Origin of the sequence: Vogesella sp., from assembly GCF_046297735.1 — a bacterium.
GTDB classification, from domain to species: Bacteria; Pseudomonadota; Gammaproteobacteria; order Burkholderiales; family Chromobacteriaceae; genus Vogesella; species Vogesella urethralis.
On the sequence record NZ_JBKBHK010000016.1, the window covers coordinates 20,471 to 34,530 of the forward strand.

General features: G+C 61.7%; 23 protein-coding genes. 20 read left to right on the forward strand and 3 right to left on the reverse strand.

Annotated elements, in window-relative coordinates:
* Positions 1 to 20: 20 nt before the first annotated feature.
* Genes ACK4FZ_RS15070 through ACK4FZ_RS15090 form a run of 5 tightly spaced genes read left to right on the forward strand, consistent with a single transcriptional unit; the run spans position 21 to position 2,180 of the window.
* Entirely contained in the window at positions 21 to 488 is a 468-nt protein-coding gene (locus tag ACK4FZ_RS15070; RefSeq protein ID WP_409822211.1) for a head completion/stabilization protein, read from the forward strand.
* Positions 488 to 697, forward strand: a complete 210-nt coding sequence (locus tag ACK4FZ_RS15075) for a tail protein X (protein WP_409822213.1) — start codon at positions 488 to 490, stop codon at positions 695 to 697. Before ACK4FZ_RS15070 ends, ACK4FZ_RS15075 begins: the two co-directional genes overlap by 1 nt.
* 3 nt (positions 698 to 700) lie before the next feature.
* A complete protein-coding gene (locus ACK4FZ_RS15080) occupies positions 701 to 1,057 on the forward strand; it encodes a putative holin (RefSeq protein WP_409822215.1) in 357 nt (118 codons plus the stop codon).
* Entirely contained in the window at positions 1,054 to 1,377 is a 324-nt protein-coding gene (locus tag ACK4FZ_RS15085; RefSeq protein WP_409822217.1) for a phage holin family protein, read from the forward strand. The genes ACK4FZ_RS15080 and ACK4FZ_RS15085 overlap by 4 nt, the downstream gene beginning before the upstream one ends.
* Positions 1,365 to 2,180, forward strand: a complete 816-nt coding sequence (locus ACK4FZ_RS15090) for an N-acetylmuramidase domain-containing protein (protein ID WP_409822218.1) — start codon at positions 1,365 to 1,367, stop codon at positions 2,178 to 2,180. Before ACK4FZ_RS15085 ends, ACK4FZ_RS15090 begins: the two co-directional genes overlap by 13 nt.
* 116 nt (positions 2,181 to 2,296) lie before the next feature.
* Here ACK4FZ_RS15090 and ACK4FZ_RS15095 read toward each other — a convergent pair whose 3' ends face one another.
* The gene (locus tag ACK4FZ_RS15095; protein WP_409822220.1) at positions 2,297 to 2,470 is read right to left on the reverse strand and encodes a hypothetical protein; all 174 of its coding nucleotides are present in this window, start codon (positions 2,468 to 2,470) and stop codon (positions 2,297 to 2,299) included.
* On the opposite strand from ACK4FZ_RS15095, the gene lysC reads away from it, so the two are divergent.
* The 12 genes from lysC (at position 2,469) to ACK4FZ_RS15155 (ending at position 11,105) form a co-directional block, all read left to right on the forward strand.
* On the forward strand, positions 2,469 to 2,762 hold the full coding sequence (gene lysC / locus ACK4FZ_RS15100; protein WP_409822222.1) for an Rz1-like lysis system protein LysC: 294 nt from the start codon (positions 2,469 to 2,471) through the stop codon (positions 2,760 to 2,762). The two genes, ACK4FZ_RS15095 and lysC, sit on opposite strands and share 2 nt — an antisense overlap.
* A 1-nt stretch (position 2,763) precedes the next feature.
* Entirely contained in the window at positions 2,764 to 2,961 is a 198-nt protein-coding gene (locus ACK4FZ_RS15105) for a TraR/DksA C4-type zinc finger protein (RefSeq protein ID WP_409822316.1), read from the forward strand.
* Positions 2,958 to 3,425 carry a phage tail protein gene (locus ACK4FZ_RS15110; protein ID WP_409822224.1) on the forward strand — a complete coding sequence of 156 codons (468 nt, stop codon included), beginning with the start codon at positions 2,958 to 2,960 and terminating at the stop codon, positions 3,423 to 3,425. Before ACK4FZ_RS15105 ends, ACK4FZ_RS15110 begins: the two co-directional genes overlap by 4 nt.
* Positions 3,409 to 3,849 (forward strand): phage virion morphogenesis protein, encoded by a 441-nt coding sequence (locus tag ACK4FZ_RS15115; RefSeq protein ID WP_409822227.1) that lies wholly within the window; start codon positions 3,409 to 3,411, stop codon positions 3,847 to 3,849. Before ACK4FZ_RS15110 ends, ACK4FZ_RS15115 begins: the two co-directional genes overlap by 17 nt.
* A gap of 75 nt (positions 3,850 to 3,924) precedes the next feature.
* Complete coding sequence (locus ACK4FZ_RS15120; protein ID WP_409822229.1) at positions 3,925 to 4,602, forward strand: phage baseplate assembly protein V; 678 nt, start codon at positions 3,925 to 3,927, stop codon at positions 4,600 to 4,602.
* Entirely contained in the window at positions 4,599 to 4,964 is a 366-nt protein-coding gene (locus ACK4FZ_RS15125) for a GPW/gp25 family protein (protein ID WP_409822230.1), read from the forward strand. The genes ACK4FZ_RS15120 and ACK4FZ_RS15125 overlap by 4 nt, the downstream gene beginning before the upstream one ends.
* Positions 4,961 to 5,863: a baseplate J/gp47 family protein gene (locus ACK4FZ_RS15130; protein WP_409822232.1), complete on the forward strand. Its 903-nt coding sequence runs from the start codon at positions 4,961 to 4,963 to the stop codon at positions 5,861 to 5,863. Before ACK4FZ_RS15125 ends, ACK4FZ_RS15130 begins: the two co-directional genes overlap by 4 nt.
* Positions 5,856 to 6,422 carry a phage tail protein I gene (locus ACK4FZ_RS15135; RefSeq protein ID WP_409822233.1) on the forward strand — a complete coding sequence of 189 codons (567 nt, stop codon included), beginning with the start codon at positions 5,856 to 5,858 and terminating at the stop codon, positions 6,420 to 6,422. The genes ACK4FZ_RS15130 and ACK4FZ_RS15135 overlap by 8 nt, the downstream gene beginning before the upstream one ends.
* 2 nt (positions 6,423 to 6,424) lie before the next feature.
* Entirely contained in the window at positions 6,425 to 8,518 is a 2,094-nt protein-coding gene (locus ACK4FZ_RS15140) for a GDSL-type esterase/lipase family protein (protein ID WP_409822235.1), read from the forward strand.
* 9 nt (positions 8,519 to 8,527) lie between these two features.
* Positions 8,528 to 9,394 carry a hypothetical protein gene (locus tag ACK4FZ_RS15145; RefSeq protein WP_409822237.1) on the forward strand — a complete coding sequence of 289 codons (867 nt, stop codon included), beginning with the start codon at positions 8,528 to 8,530 and terminating at the stop codon, positions 9,392 to 9,394.
* 8 nt (positions 9,395 to 9,402) lie between these two features.
* Entirely contained in the window at positions 9,403 to 10,815 is a 1,413-nt protein-coding gene (locus ACK4FZ_RS15150) for a phage tail protein (RefSeq protein ID WP_409822239.1), read from the forward strand.
* The gene (locus tag ACK4FZ_RS15155; protein ID WP_409822241.1) at positions 10,809 to 11,105 is read left to right on the forward strand and encodes a hypothetical protein; all 297 of its coding nucleotides are present in this window, start codon (positions 10,809 to 10,811) and stop codon (positions 11,103 to 11,105) included. The genes ACK4FZ_RS15150 and ACK4FZ_RS15155 overlap by 7 nt, the downstream gene beginning before the upstream one ends.
* A 42-nt stretch (positions 11,106 to 11,147) precedes the next feature.
* Here ACK4FZ_RS15155 and ACK4FZ_RS15160 read toward each other — a convergent pair whose 3' ends face one another.
* Positions 11,148 to 11,357, reverse strand: coding sequence for a hypothetical protein (locus ACK4FZ_RS15160; RefSeq protein ID WP_409822243.1), 210 nt, complete (start codon positions 11,355 to 11,357; stop codon positions 11,148 to 11,150).
* A gap of 44 nt (positions 11,358 to 11,401) precedes the next feature.
* On the reverse strand, positions 11,402 to 11,674 hold the full coding sequence (locus ACK4FZ_RS15165; RefSeq protein ID WP_409822245.1) for a response regulator transcription factor: 273 nt from the start codon (positions 11,672 to 11,674) through the stop codon (positions 11,402 to 11,404).
* A gap of 287 nt (positions 11,675 to 11,961) precedes the next feature.
* Here ACK4FZ_RS15165 and ACK4FZ_RS15170 point away from each other — a divergent pair, with 287 nt between their 5' ends.
* Genes ACK4FZ_RS15170 through ACK4FZ_RS15180 form a run of 3 tightly spaced genes read left to right on the forward strand, consistent with a single transcriptional unit; the run spans position 11,962 to position 14,043 of the window.
* A complete protein-coding gene (locus ACK4FZ_RS15170; RefSeq protein ID WP_409822246.1) occupies positions 11,962 to 13,137 on the forward strand; it encodes a phage tail sheath protein in 1,176 nt (391 codons plus the stop codon).
* A gap of 45 nt (positions 13,138 to 13,182) precedes the next feature.
* Positions 13,183 to 13,692: a phage major tail tube protein gene (locus ACK4FZ_RS15175; RefSeq protein ID WP_409822248.1), complete on the forward strand. Its 510-nt coding sequence runs from the start codon at positions 13,183 to 13,185 to the stop codon at positions 13,690 to 13,692.
* A 60-nt stretch (positions 13,693 to 13,752) separates the two neighbouring features.
* Positions 13,753 to 14,043 carry a phage tail assembly protein gene (locus ACK4FZ_RS15180; RefSeq protein ID WP_409822250.1) on the forward strand — a complete coding sequence of 97 codons (291 nt, stop codon included), beginning with the start codon at positions 13,753 to 13,755 and terminating at the stop codon, positions 14,041 to 14,043.
* Positions 14,044 to 14,060: the final 17 nt, after the last annotated feature.

A 14,060-nucleotide genomic window follows, 5' to 3' on the forward strand; every position in this document is an offset into this window, starting at 1 on the left:
CCGCCACACGGCGAGCCAGCATGATCTACCCCAGTAATCAGCCTGCCACCAGCACGCCTGCACCGGCTATCCAGTGCGGCGAGTTCTGGCCAGCCATCCCGCTGGCAGATGCCCGCGAACAGATGCGCATCGACGGCACCGTCACCGACCAGCGCCTGCGCGCTGCCCTGATCGAAGCCGCCGCCAGCGTCAATGCCGAGCTGGCCAGCTGGCGCCGCGCCCATCAGGCCGCAGGCAAAACTGAGCTGGCACAGGTTGACCGGGAGCAGATCGACGGCAAAAGCGTGGCTGTGCATCGCTGGTTCCGGGCGGTGCATTGCATTGCCGGCGCCATCCTGGCCGAGCGGTACCGGGGTTTCGATAGCAGCGGCAAAGGCGACAAGCGCGCCGAGGTAGCAGACCAGTCTGCCGATGATCTGCGCCGCGATGGCCGCTGGGCTATCGCCGACCTGCAGGACAAACCGCGCACCGTGGTGGAGCTGATCTGATGCAAATCATCACCCACCAGGGCGACACGGTAGACGCCATCTGCTACCGCCACTTCGGGAAAACACGCGGCATCACCGAACAGGTGCTGCTGCTTAACCCTGGCCTGGCCAGCTACGGCCCGGTACTGCCGATGGGCGTCACCGTGCAGCTGCCAGACCAGGTAAACACCACGCCAGCCGCCTCGCAGCTGGTCAACCTTTGGGACTAAACCATGGCAGAACCCAGCATCACCTCCGCCCCACTGGCCGCCGCTGGCCTGGTGGCACTGTTCCCCGGCGTGGATGCCGGCATCGTCCTGGGCGCCTTTGCCGGTGCGGCCGTGTTCGTGCTGTCCAGCACCGACTACAAGCCGCTGCAAAAACTGGCCTTCCTGGTGCTGGCCACCGTGGCCGGCATGTTGGCCGCACCGATGGCCGCCAGCCTGCTGGCGACCCTGCTGCCGGCATCAGTGGCCGTGCCGCAAAGCGTCGGCGCCCTGCTGGCCGCTGCGCTGTCCATCCGTCTGCTTATGCGTGCAATCAAGCAAGCCGAAACCCTGCAATTCCCGCAGAAAGGGGGTGGCCAATGATCATCACCGACGCCATCAGCCTGGGCGCCGCCCTGTTTACCGCCGCCCGCCTGCTGCTGTTCACCCGTGGCCAAGGCACGCACCGCCCGTATGCCAGCTTGCTGGCCTACGGCCTGATTGTGGCCTGCGCCGCGCTGGGCACCCTGCTGGCCACCGGCCACGCAGCGGGCACTAGTTGGCCGCAGACCCTCATCAACGTGGTGCTGGCGCTGGCGGTGGCTAGTACCGGCGGCAACGTGGTCGAGCTGTTCCGCCCCTCCGGGGGCAACCGGCAGCCCTTGGTGCTGCGCCTGCTGAGGAAAGAGCAATGGATACGCTGAAACAGGGCATGGTGGGCTACCAGGTAGCCGAGCTGCAGCAGCTGCTGAACAACCACGGCCAGCGCCTGGTGGTAGATGGTGACTTCGGCACCAAAACCTTTGCCGCCGTGCAGGCCGTCCAGCGCCGGGCGGGTCTGGTAGTAGATGGCCGCGCCGGGCCTAAAACCCTGGCTGTGCTGCGTGGCCAAGTAGCCAAAGAAGTCGTGTTTCTGTCCGAAGCCGATCTGCAGCGCGCCGCCAAGGCGCTGGGCGTAGAGCTGGCCGCCGTGAAAGCGGTAAACCTGGTCGAGTCGGTAGGCTGCGGCTTTGGCGAAGATCAGCGACCGCGCATCCTGCTGGAACGCCACGTGGCCTACAAGCGGGCAGACGCCGCCGGCATGGACAGCAAGCTGTTGGCCGCCAGCTACCCCAACCTGGTCAACCCCAAGCGCGGCGGCTATGCCGGTGGCAGCCATGAGTGGAGCCGCTTTGCCAACCTGGCCAGCATCACCAGCCAGGCGGTAGCCATCGAGGCGTGCAGCTGGGGCGCGTTCCAGATCATGGGCTATCACTGGCAGCTGCTGGGCTACGCCAGCGCCGCCGACTTCATGGCCGCCATGTGCCAGAACGAGGCCGAACAGTTGGCCGCCTTCGTGCGCTTCATTCAGGCCGACGCCGAGCTGCACCAGGCACTGCGCGCCAGGGATTGGGCGGAGTTCGCCCGCCGCTACAACGGCCCGGCCTACCGCGACAACCTCTACGACACCAAGCTGGCCACCGCATACCAGCGGTTCGGCGGGCAACGCGACAAGGTGGCCGCATGAGCCAGATCAAAATCGCCATCTGGCTGGCCGTCGCCCTGGTGCTGGCGTGGCTGGCCTACCAGAACCATCAGCTGGGCCAGCAAGTGCAGGCGCAGGCCAGCACTGCCGGCCAGCTATCACAGCAGCTGGACACCGCCGCCGCCACCATCCGCAGCCAGCAAAAAAGCCTGACGCTGCAGGCCAGCCAGCAGCAAGCCACCGCACAGGACATGGCCACCCTGCAGCGCCGTATCAGCGGGCTGGCCAGCCGCTACACCGCCGCCCAAATCAACCTGGAAACCATCACCCATGAACAACCCGACGCGACGCGCTGGGGTGATACCCCTGTGCCTGCTGCTGTGCAGCGCCTGTTCGACAGCACCGACGGTGCCGGAACTGCCGCCCCCCCTGCCACTGCAGATCCTGCAATGCGCCCCGGTAACGCCGTGCCAGCTACCAACACCGCAGTACCGGAACAACCGACAGCTGGCACAAACCCTACTGGCCACCCAGGCCGCACTGGCTAGCTGCGCCGCCCAGATAGACACCGTGGCGGCATGCCAAAACCGTACAGCGAGCAATGCAAATGAGCAGACTTTTTGAAATGGCGCAGCAGCGTGAAGAAAGACACCGCCTGGAATCTTTGGCACGCCAGGCAGAGAAGGCAAAAGGCCACCCTGGCGGCAGCTTTAGCCACTGTCAGGACTGCGGCGAGGAAATACCGCCGCTACGCCGCGAGAAAGTACCCGGTTGCACCCGCTGCGTACCGTGCCAGACCGACGCCGAGAAGACACACCCATGAACCTGCCCCACCATCTGCGCGCCGCCCTGGAGGCGGCTTTGCCACAGCTGAAACAGAACCCCGACCGCCTGCTGATGTTCATCGAAGCCGGCGGCCTCACTGGGGCGTCACTGAAAACGCTGTCGTTTCGCTACCGCTACACACTGACGCTGGTTTTTGTGGACTTTAGCGGCCACATGGACGAAATCATGGTGCCGCTGCTGGCCTGGCTGCAGCAGTACCAGCCGGACCTGATACAGAACGGCACTGCCATGGCTGAAAAGCTGAAATTTGAAGCCGAGCTGACCAGCCACAACCAGTGCGATATCGAGCTGCGTATCCCGCTAAACGAAGGCGTCACCGTCACACAGAAGGACGGCAATACAATCGCCCAGCACCTAGATAGTGTGAATGGCACAAACGCCAGCATCACAATCAATCAGTTGCTGCTAAATGGGGAGATCGTGAGTGGCCAGCCAGATTGAAACCGAACTGACAGGCTTGCTTGCTCGCGTATCGCCCACCGAGCGCCGCAAGCTGGCGCGAGAGTTGGCCGCAAGGCTGCGCCAGCGCAATCAGGCGCGCATCGCCGCGCAAACCGAGCCGGACGGCACCCCGTTTGAAGCCCGCAAGCCATCCAGATTCAGGGCCAAATCTGGCACCATCCGCCGCGCCATGTTCAGCAAGCTGCGCACCGCCCGCTGGCTGAAAACCGGCGCCACCCCCGACGCCGCCACCGTCGGCTTTGTGTCAAAGGTTGGCCGCATTGCCGCCGTGCACCAGTACGGCCTGCGCGACCGCGTGCGGCCGGGCATCGACACCACCTACCCGCGCCGCCAGCTGCTGGGTTTTGCCCAGCCGGACGTGGAAGAAATCACCGATACGGTGCTGGAACACCTCACAAAATAGACCCGGCTTTGTGCTGGTTTCCGGCACAACAGCCAGCGCGTGACGGCCCACGGCAGCGCACCGAACATGGCCGACATGAACGAAACCGCCGACATCAAACGCCGTCTGGAAAGCCTGATTCGCTACGGCACCGTGGCCGAAGTGCAAGCCAAGCCGCCCCGCGTGCGTATCCAGGTAGGCCAAATGAAAACCACCTGGGTGCGCTGGGTGGCTTTGCGTGCGGCCACTACCAGCGACTGGTGCCCGCCCGTGCCCGGTGAACAGTGCGTGCTGCTGTCGCCCAGCGGCGACATGGCCAGCGCCGTGGCGCTGATGGGCCTGGCGTCGGACGACTACCCGCTGCCCAGCGACAACCCGGACGAATGGGTGCGGCGCTTTCCCGACGGCGCCGTGGTGCGCTACCACCACGGCAACAGCGCGCTGACTGTCACCGGCATCAAAACCGCCACCGTGCAGGCTGCCGACCACGTCACCGTGGACTGCCCTGAAAGCACCTTCACAGGCAACGTGACGATCAAAGGCAAGCTGACCGTGATGGGCGCCGCCCTGTTCAAAGCCACCGCCACCGTGCAGAAGCTGTTCAGCTATCTGGCGGGCATGTCAGGCCAGGGCGGCAGCGGCGGCGGCGAAACCAGCATCACCGGCACTATCCGCCACACAGAGGGCACGCTATCCAGCAATGGCGTAGTACTGCACACCCATAGCCACGGGAATGTACAGCGTGGAAACGACAGTACAGGGGGGCCGCAATGATGGATGACATCATCGGTATGGACATTGCAACAGGACGCACTATCAGCGGCCTGGAACACATCCAGCAAAGCTGCGGCGTCATTCTGAATACGGCAATCGGCACCCGTGTAGAACGTCGAGAATTCGGCAGCTTGGTGCCAGTGCTGCTAGACCGCCCGCTAAACGGCAAAACCCGTATGCAGCTACTGGCAGCAACTGCCATAGCCCTGCGCACCTGGGAACCACGTATCACCATCGCCGGCATGAATCTGGCAATAAGCACAACACGCCACGGCGCCGCCACTATTGAGCTAGACACCATGCGTGCCACAGGACCAACAGCTGGGCAACGTGGCCGCATTAACGTGGAGGTCGGAACATGATCGAATTGTCTAGGCTTCCTGCACCTAAATTCGTAGACGTCATAGACTTCGAAACGCTCTTCGCCGAGAAGAAAGCCAGACTACTAGCCGCAGCACCTGCCGATATGCGCGCCAGCCTGGCGGCAACCTTGCAGCTTGAGTCAGAGCCACTAACCATCGCACTGCAAGAAGACGCATATAGCGAGATGTTGCTGCGCCAGCGCGTAAACGAAGCTGGCCTGGCCAACTTGCTTGCCTATGCAGAAAAGAGCGACCTTGACCAGATCGGTGCGAACTATGGCGTTCAGCGCCTGCAGATAACACCGGAAAACCCGGACAGCACCCCACCAACAACGGCGGTATATGAGCAAGACACGCCATACCGCCAGCGCATTCAAGAGTCCTGGGCCCGGCTTTCCTGCGCAGGGCCAATCGACAGCTATAAATGGCATGCGAAGTCGGCCAGCGGCTTGGTTAAAGATGCGGGCGCGATCAGCTTTACCCCTGGTTGCGTCACCGTGTTCGTGTTGTCATCGGAAGGGAATGGCACTGCATCTGCGGAGCTGATTAGTGCTGTGGATGCCGCGCTGAACGACCAGGCCATCCGCCCGCTGACAGACGCAGTCACCGTACAAAGCGCAGCCATCATCCCGTATGCCATCACCGCGGAGTTGATCGTCTACCCTGGGCCAGATGCCACCGTAGTCACACAGGCTGCACTGGCAGCTGCGAAAGCATATGCCGATGCCCAGCATCGACTAGACCGCGATGTTGTGCTGTCGGGCATCTACGCCACCCTGCACCAGCCAGGCGTGCAGCGCGTCATCCTGCACAGCCCGGCAGCAGACATCATCGTCAGCGCCGGCCAAGCAGCGTATTGCACAGACATCACCGTTACTCAGGGTGGCATCGGTGTATAGCGGCCTGTTGCCTCCATCGTCTACCCCACTGCAGCGCGCACTCAGCACCGCAGTGCAGAAAGACATACCCATCCCCATCCGCACACTGAAATCTGCCGCCGCCTGCCCGGTGGCAGCACTGCCGTGGCTGGCATGGGAGCGTGGTGTAGACGAATGGTCAGACGACTGGAGCGAGCAGCAGCAACGTGCGGTGATACAAGCCAGCATCACCCAGCACCGCAAGCGCGGTACCGCTGCCGCAGTAGAAGAAGCACTCGCCACCATCGGCATCACCGTGCGTATCCAGGAGTGGCACAAGCAGCAGCCGCTTGGCGCACCGTACACCTACAAGCTGCTGGTTGATGTCGGACAGATCGGAGTCAGCCAGACCCAGCTGCAGCGCATGTTGCGGGTAGTAGAGCGCGCAAAAAACTTGCGTAGCCACATGACAAGCGTGGACATCAAAGTCACCAGCGACGCGGTGATATCTACCGTAGCCAGCACGTCGGCCGGCATCGAGCTCGAAACGGCCTGCAGCGTCCAGCCTCTCGTTTTATCCCCTCTCACTCTTGCAGGGTAAGCATGGAAACCAAGACTTTTTTCGCACAAGACACAACCGGCGCGGTGCTGGGCGGCGCACAAATCATTGTGTACCAGGCTGGCAGCCAGCAGCTGGCCACCGGCCTGACTACCGCCACCGGTGCCGCACTGGCCAACCCGTTCACCGCATCGCCTACCGGGCAGGTACAGTTCGCCGCGCCCGATGGCCACTACGACATCCGCGTGGTGTCTGGCCTGCGCGACTACACCGTCAAGAACGTCTCGTTCCTGGACGTATCGGCCACCCGTGCCGCTGTCGCACAAATGGCCGCCCAGGTTAGCCAAACCCTGTCGGACACAGAACAGGCTATGCAAGGCCTGCTGGCGAACACTGTCCAGCAAGTGGACCAGACACTGGCCACCGCCGAGGATGCCATGACAGCCGCAAAAGCGGCGGCAGAACTGTCTATGCAGGGCGCGCTGGTATCTGCCAATCAGGCAGTGGCACAGGCGCAGGCTGCCCGCGATGCTGCACAGCTATCGGCGGGTGTCTATGCAGACACGGCGGCAGGCATTGCTGCCGTGGCGGATGGCCGGTATTTCAGCGTGCCGGTGTCTGGCGCAGATGCGCTTATCTTGTACCGCCGCACCGGGGCGACAGCCGCAGAGGTGACCCGTTATCCAAGCGCTGCCAGCGTTGCGCAGCTGGGTGATCGTCTGGCATCCGTTGAGCCTGTCGCGGCGGTAGTTGAGAAAGACTTTACGACTGACCCGCTATTTTTATGGGGCGTACTTGACCAGCTAAACCGCATCGCATTGGCGCTGCGCCAGGACGGCACCCTGCAAGCAAAATTCCGCGATATTCAGATGTCTGGCGCTTCGATGGATGCGTCTTATCAGACGATGGACGAAGCATTGTTTTGCATTGTTGATGCTGCAGGGAAAATCGGTCTTCGACTGAGCAAAGATGGCATGCTGGAAGGGAAGATCCAGTCGCCAGTCGAGGTGATTTCTGCGCGCGGTGGCAGGAATAGTTTGGACACCCGCCTATCGCAATTCTTGACTGCATTCGGCTTGCCGCGCCGCCATGCCTGGGGGGAGTGGTATCTGCGTGAAACACGCCAGCGCCTGCGCCTGCGTGCACTGGCTGAGGCCGGCCAGCTGGTAGTCGCATCGATAGGCGACAGCTGGACGCACAGCGGTGGCCGGTGGTGCGGCCCTACTGCCGCTGCGCTGAAGGCGGCATTTGGCGATGCTGGCGCCGGGTACGTGAGCTTTGCCAGAAATGGCACCACGCTGCCGAACGGCAACGTGCTTTCCAATTCTGCAGTTACTTACGCCGGCGCGGGCTGGAATACGTCGTCGTACTACACGAATCCAAGCGCCGACTTGGGTTCGGCTACCAGCGCAACCGCAGGCGACCGCCTGAGTTACACAATTGCCGCAGGCGTGACAGCAGTTAAGCTGCACGCACGCGGCGGTGCCGGCGTGGTTCGCTACCGCTTCAACGGCGGCAGCTGGGCGCCTGTTGACCTATCGGCCCTGGCTGCGCAACTGCAGGTAATTGACCTGCCGTCGCCAGCGGCTGGCGTGTTCGATATTGAAGTGGTTTCCGGCGCGCCTGTTCTGTACGGCATTGACGTGCAGTCGTCGGCATCCGGCGTGCGCTGGCACAAACTTGGCGCCACTGGCAGTCGGGCCAGCCAGTGGGCAAGTGCAGATGCGGCGCAATGGCAATCCAGCCTGCAGGCACTGGCGCCGCAGCTGGTTACTATTCTGCTGGCCACTAACGACCAGGCAGGATACGACGCCTCGACCTACAAAACTCACATGCAGACCATCATCAGCCGGGTACGTACGGCGCTGCCGCTGGCAGACATTCTGCTGATTGCGCCTTGTGAGAATGGCCGCGCCAACGCCTACCCCATGGCTGAGTATGCCGCCGCAGCCTATGAGCTGGCAGCGCTGAATAAGTGCGCGTTCTTGGATCTGCAATATGTATTCGGTGATTCGTTCAGCGAGTACGCCAGCACGTCAGCGCGTGCTTGGTTCAATGCGGACTTGATTCACCCCGAACCAGCAACGGGCGGCCGCGCCATTGCTGATGCTGTTATCCGCCTGATTACTCAATACTGAGGTGCCGAGATGCTTGTTTTGAAAGTAGATGGTTCGTTTTCTGACGCCGCGCTGCCAACCCTTCGCCGCGACCCGCTGCTGTACGGCGCCGGCGATGGCGTGCGCTTCCTATTCGATGCCGCGTTTCCGTTTTCTTATGCTGGCGGCGTGCCGACTAATGGCGTCGCAATCAAGGACGTTGCCGAGCGATCTAACGGGAGTTTCGTTCTGGCGGCTGGCGAGACTGTCGGCTTTAACGGTAATGGCTTCGACTTCGCCTTGATGACCGCCGTTTCCGGCCAAAGTCCATCACATGTACTGGCCCCGGCATCAGTTTGGGCGGACATTGCAGCGCAGCAGTATTTCCTGCTGTGCATGTACATGCGCCTGCCAGCACAAGCGGACTGGAATGCGGAGGCTTCTATCCTCCCATTTTTTGCTAGCAGCAATAACAGCAACGGCTATAACGCCGTGGCTGACCCTATCACTGTCGCATTCTCTACCGGATCGAAATCAATCGGTTTTCGTCGCCAGACGGCTGTTGGCGCCCAGGTTGACACCGGCGTCATTCCAGCGGCAGGCCACTATGGGCAAGTCGTGCAAGTCGCGTACTGGCGCAATGCGGCGGGGGTCGGTGCGCGCATCAAGGGCTCGGCTGGGGCAATCCTGACCACTGGAGCAGTTGGCGCTGCGAATGCGGCGGATATTACCGCTTGCCAGCCGCGATTCGGCAGCGTGCAGCCATTCACTAACTATGCCATGGCCACGCACCGCACTTGCCGCAAATACCGCATGTACCGTGGCTTCATCGAAAACCTTGCGCGGTCTGGCCGCGACCCCGTAGCTGTGCTGGATGCTGACTACGAACGCACCGCCGCGCGTGGCGTTTTTGCATAGGGCGGCAAATGTACACCTCAATCCATACCCTGCGCGGGCTGTCACTGATGGCCCAGGCTGAGCTGGCCAGCCGCAAGATTGACCTGGTTGAAATGGCGGTAGGGGATGGTGCCGGCAACCCGGTCACCCCAAACCCCGAGCAGAACGCCCTGGTGCGCGAGCGGTACCGGGCGCGCATCAACCGGGTATTCCCTGACCCGCTGGTACCGAACAAGTACACGGCAGAGATGATCGTGCCAGCTGATGTTGGTGGTTTCACCCTGCGCGAGATCGGGGTTTTTGACGCCAACGGTAATCTTTTCGTAGTGGGCAACCTGCCGGAGACCTACAAACCCACGGCGCTGGAAGGCGCGTTCGGTGATGCGGTGTACCGTGTCGTGTTCATGGTCACCAATGCAAACGTCGTTAACCTGGTACTGGACCCGAACGTGGTGCAGGTGACCCGGGCATGGCTGATGAACAACGTCACCGTGGCTACACTGCTGCCGGGCGGGCTCACCAACCAGGTGCTGATGAAAGACAGCAACGCGGATGGCGACGTGCGCTGGGGCAGCCCGGAAGCAATCGGTATCAGCGTGAACTCGATCGAAGAAATGCAGCTGCTGGCCGATGGCCAGACCATCGTGGACTGGCAGCGCGTCAACGTGAACGGGCTGTCTGTTTACATCGACGGTGTGCGGCTGAACGAAGAACAGTGGGCACCCCACCCCACGGTTTACACCCGCATTATTCTGGCCCGTGCCTACCCTGCAGGTACCCGCATTGTCGGCGCACAAAACGAGCCGGCCGGGCGCATGCCGGATGCGCTGGACGTTGCGGCCAACCTGTCAGACGTTGCCGATAAAGCAGCAGCCCGCGCTAACCTGGGCGTGATGTCGCTGGAAGAAGCCTGGTACCTGGCACCCGTTACGATGACCGCGTTCTTCGATTACGACCGACCGCCGCCAGGCTGGCTTGTACGTGATGGCGCACAGGTAAGCCGATCGGTATACAGCACGCTGTACGGTCGAATCGGCACTCGCTATGGCGTCGGAGATGGCTTCCAAACCTATAACTTGCCGGATAGCCGTGGCTTGTTTTTCCGGTCGCTGGATGCTGGCCGGGGCTTTGACCCAGGCCGCGCCCTTGGCAGCCTGCAGTACAGCCAAAACCTTGAGCATAGCCACATAGGCTGGACGGACCAATCCGGTAGCCACCAGCACGATACTGGCTGGGGTGAATTCACCGGCGGCCCTTTCGGTAATGCACGCGGTGGGGCGCAGGGTAGCGGTAGCACTGACTACGACAACTACAGCTATCTCACTGCATCGGCGGGCCTGCATGCACACAGCTTCACAACAGCACAGTCTGGCGGAAAGGAATCCCGCCCGGTTAACCAGGCGCTGCTGGCCTGCATCAGATACAAGGGGGCACCATGGTAGGCACAGACACCAAACTTTGCTTTCAATACGATCTTTCCGGGCTGTACTTGTGCGATACCGTCGCCTGGGCGAGCCCGGAGGAGCCGGGGCACTACTTGCTGCCAGCGCGCTGCACCTTCACGCCACCACCCGAGGATGTACCCGCCGGCATGTGTCCACGCTGGACAGGTACAACCTGGGACATCGTCGTCAAGCCGCCCGTGGCCGAAGTACAGAACCCGCTGCAGAAGCTGTCTGCTTTTCTGGCCAGCAACCCGGACGTGGCTGCCATGCTTGAGCAGCAGAAGTGAAAAAACCGGCCTGCTGGCCGGTTTGGATTGTGAAAGCGGCGACTAAGCCGCTTTTTGCTTTAGCTGCTGTGCTTCGTATGAAAGTGCAGCAGCTACGCTGATGCAAAAAAACTGGATGGCAGGGTCTTTGTGACGGGTCGCCAAGCTTTCACCAACCGATGCCAAGCACGTACAAAGGTTTTCGATCGTGTCAGCAGTATTGCTACCAATGAGTGGGTTAATGTTGCAGGCTGCATCGCGTTCGTTTTGCATAAAGTACCAACTCCGATAAATGACAACAAACTACAAGCGCATTATTAGTCATTGGGCATGGCGTTGGTATTACCCCTAGAGGGGATGCGATGCATAAAACCGCGTACCTGCAGCGCCAGATCAACCCGGCTGATAGCGCCGGTTTTGTACAGGCTACTTTTGACATGGGCACGCACGGTATGCGTGCTGATACCGAGCTTGGCGCCGATTTCCTCGTTCTCGTACTGCAGCAGCAGTGACACTTCCAGCTCGCGGTCTGTCAGCTTTTCGGCTACTTCGATGGCGTTGCGGGCGCGCAGTGCCGCCTCGCGCAGCAAGATGCACGTTTCAGATGATGCTGTAGCCAAAAGGGAGGGCGAGGCGTTGCCGTGTAGATTGACAAGCGGTTGGCGCAAGACGGTTTGCATATCATCCGCCGTCACCTGGCCGAGCAGTTCGGCCAGGTGAGCAGCAGTAATGAATTGCATACGGTGTGGGGTCCGTTTAGTAAGTCTGCACAGAAAAGAGTAGCCCATATTGTGGCAAGCAGCCGCACAACAAGCGCAGGGCGACCATATAAGCCGCACGCGGCAGACTTGGCTGGCTATCTCACACGGAGACCACCATGTCTGCAGCCGACTACCATCACGGAATTCGGGTTCTTGAAGCCAGCAATGGCACCCGCACTATCCGCACCATTTCCACCGCTGTTATCGGCCTGTTGGCCGTAGCAGACGACGCCGACGCCAGCGTGTTTCCGCTGGATACCCCGACACTGATTACCGACGTTAAAACTGCAATCGGCAAAGCAGGCAGCACCGGTACGCTGGCCGCCGCGCTGGATGCCATTGCCGACCACTGCAGCCCGGTCATTGTGGTCGTGCGCGTGAAGAAAGGCGCCACCGAGGCCGAGCAGAACACCCTCTGCATCGGCACCACTACCCCAGCAGGCAAGAAAACCGGCATGAAAGCCCTGATGGCCGCGCAAAGCCAGGTAGGCGTCAAGCCGCGCATCCTGGGCGCGCCCGGCCTGGATACCCTGCCGGTTACCACTGAAATGGTGGCGATTGCCAAGCAGATGCGCAGCTTTGTCTACGCCAACGCCTGGAACTGCGCCACCAAAGAAGCGGCAGCCGCCTACCGCGACAACTTCGGCGCCCGCGAGCTGATGCTGATCTGGCCGGACTTCCTGGCATGGGACAGCACCGTCAACGCAGCAGTGGCTGCACACGCAGTAGCACGTGCCATGGGCCTGCGCGCCTACATCGACCAGACCGAGGGCTGGCATAAAACGCTGTCCAACGTGGAAGTGCAAGGCGTGACCGGCATCAGCAAAGACGTGTATTGGGACTTGCAAGAACCGGACACCGATGCCGGCTACCTGAACAGCAAGGAAATCACCACGCTGATTCGCCGCAATGGTTACTACTTCTGGGGCAGCCGAACCTGCAGCAGCGACCCGCTGTTCCAGTTCGAGAACTACACCCGCACTGCCCAGGTGCTGGCCGACACCATGGCCGAGGCGCACATGTGGGCGATGGACAAGCCGATGCACCCCACCCTGGTGCGCGACATTATCGAAGGCATCAAGGCCAAAGGCCGCGAGCTGGTCAACGGTGGCTACCTGATGGGCTTCGACTGCTGGCTGGATGAGGCCAGCAACACGGCGGACACCCTGAAAGCCGGCAAGCTGCGCATCGACTACGACTACACCCCGGTACCGCCGCTGGAAGACCTGGGTTTTACCCAGCGCATTACCGACAAGTACCTGGCCGACTTCGCCGCCAAGGTCAACGCCTGATAACCCGCCCCCGCCTGCAGGTGGGGGCTACCGAAAGGAAAGCACATGGCACTGCCACACACCCTGCGCATGTTCAACGTGTTCGTGAACGGCGTCAGCTTTGTTGACCAGGCGCTGGAACTGAAGCTGCCCAAGATTGCGATGAAAACCGAGGAGTACACCGGCGCCGGCATGCTGGGCCCGGTCAAGCTGCTAAAGGCCATCGAGGCGATGGAGATCGAGCACACCTATAACGGCCCCATCCGTGAAATCGTGGCCGACTTCGGCGCCGAAAAGCACGATGCCAGCCTGCTGCGCTTTATGGGCAGCTACAGCGAAGAAGGCACCGGAACCGACCGTGCCGTGGAAATCATCGTCCGTGGCCGCCATAACGAGTTCGACCCGGGCGACGCCAAAGGCGGCGAGAACGGCAACTGGAAAGTGAAAAGCGACCTGACCTACTACAAGCAGGTCGTGGACGGCGAAGAGTGGCTGGAAATCGACGTAGTAAACAAGATTTTCCGCGTCATGGGCGTAGACCGCCAGGCCGCACACCGCCGCAACGTCGGCCTGTAACCCCGCCCCAAACCAACCCGCTGCCGGCCACTGCCGGCAGCCTGCACAAAGGACACCACCATGAACCAGCCCATCACCCTGGAAACCCCGATCAAGCGCGCCAGCGGCGACATTACCGCCATTGCCCTGCGTAAACCCAACGCAGGCCAGCTGCGCGGCTGCAGCCTGGCCAGCCTGCTGCAGATGGATGTGGACGCCATCATCAAGGTGCTGCCGCGTATTTCCGAACCCAGCATTACCGAGGCAGAAGCCGCCAAACTGGACCCGGTAGACCTCACCACACTGGCAGCGGAAACCATCGGTTTTTTGCTGCCGAAGCAAGCGCAGCTGGAAGCATCCCCGACCGAGTAGAAGCTGCCATAGCCGAC

What these genes read in the sequence shown, in the direction of transcription:
- ACK4FZ_RS15070 (WP_409822211.1), top strand. Translation starts at nt 21, where the DNA reads ATGATCTACCCCAGTAATCAGCCTGCCACCAGCACGCCTGCACCGGCT.
- ACK4FZ_RS15075 (WP_409822213.1), top strand. Translation starts at nt 488, where the DNA reads ATGCAAATCATCACCCACCAGGGCGACACGGTAGACGCCATCTGCTAC.
- ACK4FZ_RS15080 (WP_409822215.1), top strand. Translation starts at nt 701, where the DNA reads ATGGCAGAACCCAGCATCACCTCCGCCCCACTGGCCGCCGCTGGCCTG.
- ACK4FZ_RS15085 (WP_409822217.1), top strand. Translation starts at nt 1,054, where the DNA reads ATGATCATCACCGACGCCATCAGCCTGGGCGCCGCCCTGTTTACCGCC.
- ACK4FZ_RS15090 (WP_409822218.1), top strand. Translation starts at nt 1,365, where the DNA reads ATGGATACGCTGAAACAGGGCATGGTGGGCTACCAGGTAGCCGAGCTG.
- lysC (WP_409822222.1), top strand. Translation starts at nt 2,469, where the DNA reads ATGAACAACCCGACGCGACGCGCTGGGGTGATACCCCTGTGCCTGCTG.
- ACK4FZ_RS15095 (WP_409822220.1), bottom strand. Translation starts at nt 2,470, where the DNA reads ATGGGTGATGGTTTCCAGGTTGATTTGGGCGGCGGTGTAGCGGCTGGC.
- ACK4FZ_RS15105 (WP_409822316.1), top strand. Translation starts at nt 2,764, where the DNA reads ATGGCGCAGCAGCGTGAAGAAAGACACCGCCTGGAATCTTTGGCACGC.
- ACK4FZ_RS15110 (WP_409822224.1), top strand. Translation starts at nt 2,958, where the DNA reads ATGAACCTGCCCCACCATCTGCGCGCCGCCCTGGAGGCGGCTTTGCCA.
- ACK4FZ_RS15120 (WP_409822229.1), top strand. Translation starts at nt 3,925, where the DNA reads ATGAACGAAACCGCCGACATCAAACGCCGTCTGGAAAGCCTGATTCGC.
- ACK4FZ_RS15125 (WP_409822230.1), top strand. Translation starts at nt 4,599, where the DNA reads ATGATGGATGACATCATCGGTATGGACATTGCAACAGGACGCACTATC.
- ACK4FZ_RS15130 (WP_409822232.1), top strand. Translation starts at nt 4,961, where the DNA reads ATGATCGAATTGTCTAGGCTTCCTGCACCTAAATTCGTAGACGTCATA.
- ACK4FZ_RS15140 (WP_409822235.1), top strand. Translation starts at nt 6,425, where the DNA reads ATGGAAACCAAGACTTTTTTCGCACAAGACACAACCGGCGCGGTGCTG.
- ACK4FZ_RS15145 (WP_409822237.1), top strand. Translation starts at nt 8,528, where the DNA reads ATGCTTGTTTTGAAAGTAGATGGTTCGTTTTCTGACGCCGCGCTGCCA.
- ACK4FZ_RS15150 (WP_409822239.1), top strand. Translation starts at nt 9,403, where the DNA reads ATGTACACCTCAATCCATACCCTGCGCGGGCTGTCACTGATGGCCCAG.
- ACK4FZ_RS15155 (WP_409822241.1), top strand. Translation starts at nt 10,809, where the DNA reads ATGGTAGGCACAGACACCAAACTTTGCTTTCAATACGATCTTTCCGGG.
- ACK4FZ_RS15160 (WP_409822243.1), bottom strand. Translation starts at nt 11,357, where the DNA reads ATGCAAAACGAACGCGATGCAGCCTGCAACATTAACCCACTCATTGGT.
- ACK4FZ_RS15170 (WP_409822246.1), top strand. Translation starts at nt 11,962, where the DNA reads ATGTCTGCAGCCGACTACCATCACGGAATTCGGGTTCTTGAAGCCAGC.
- ACK4FZ_RS15175 (WP_409822248.1), top strand. Translation starts at nt 13,183, where the DNA reads ATGGCACTGCCACACACCCTGCGCATGTTCAACGTGTTCGTGAACGGC.
- ACK4FZ_RS15180 (WP_409822250.1), top strand. Translation starts at nt 13,753, where the DNA reads ATGAACCAGCCCATCACCCTGGAAACCCCGATCAAGCGCGCCAGCGGC.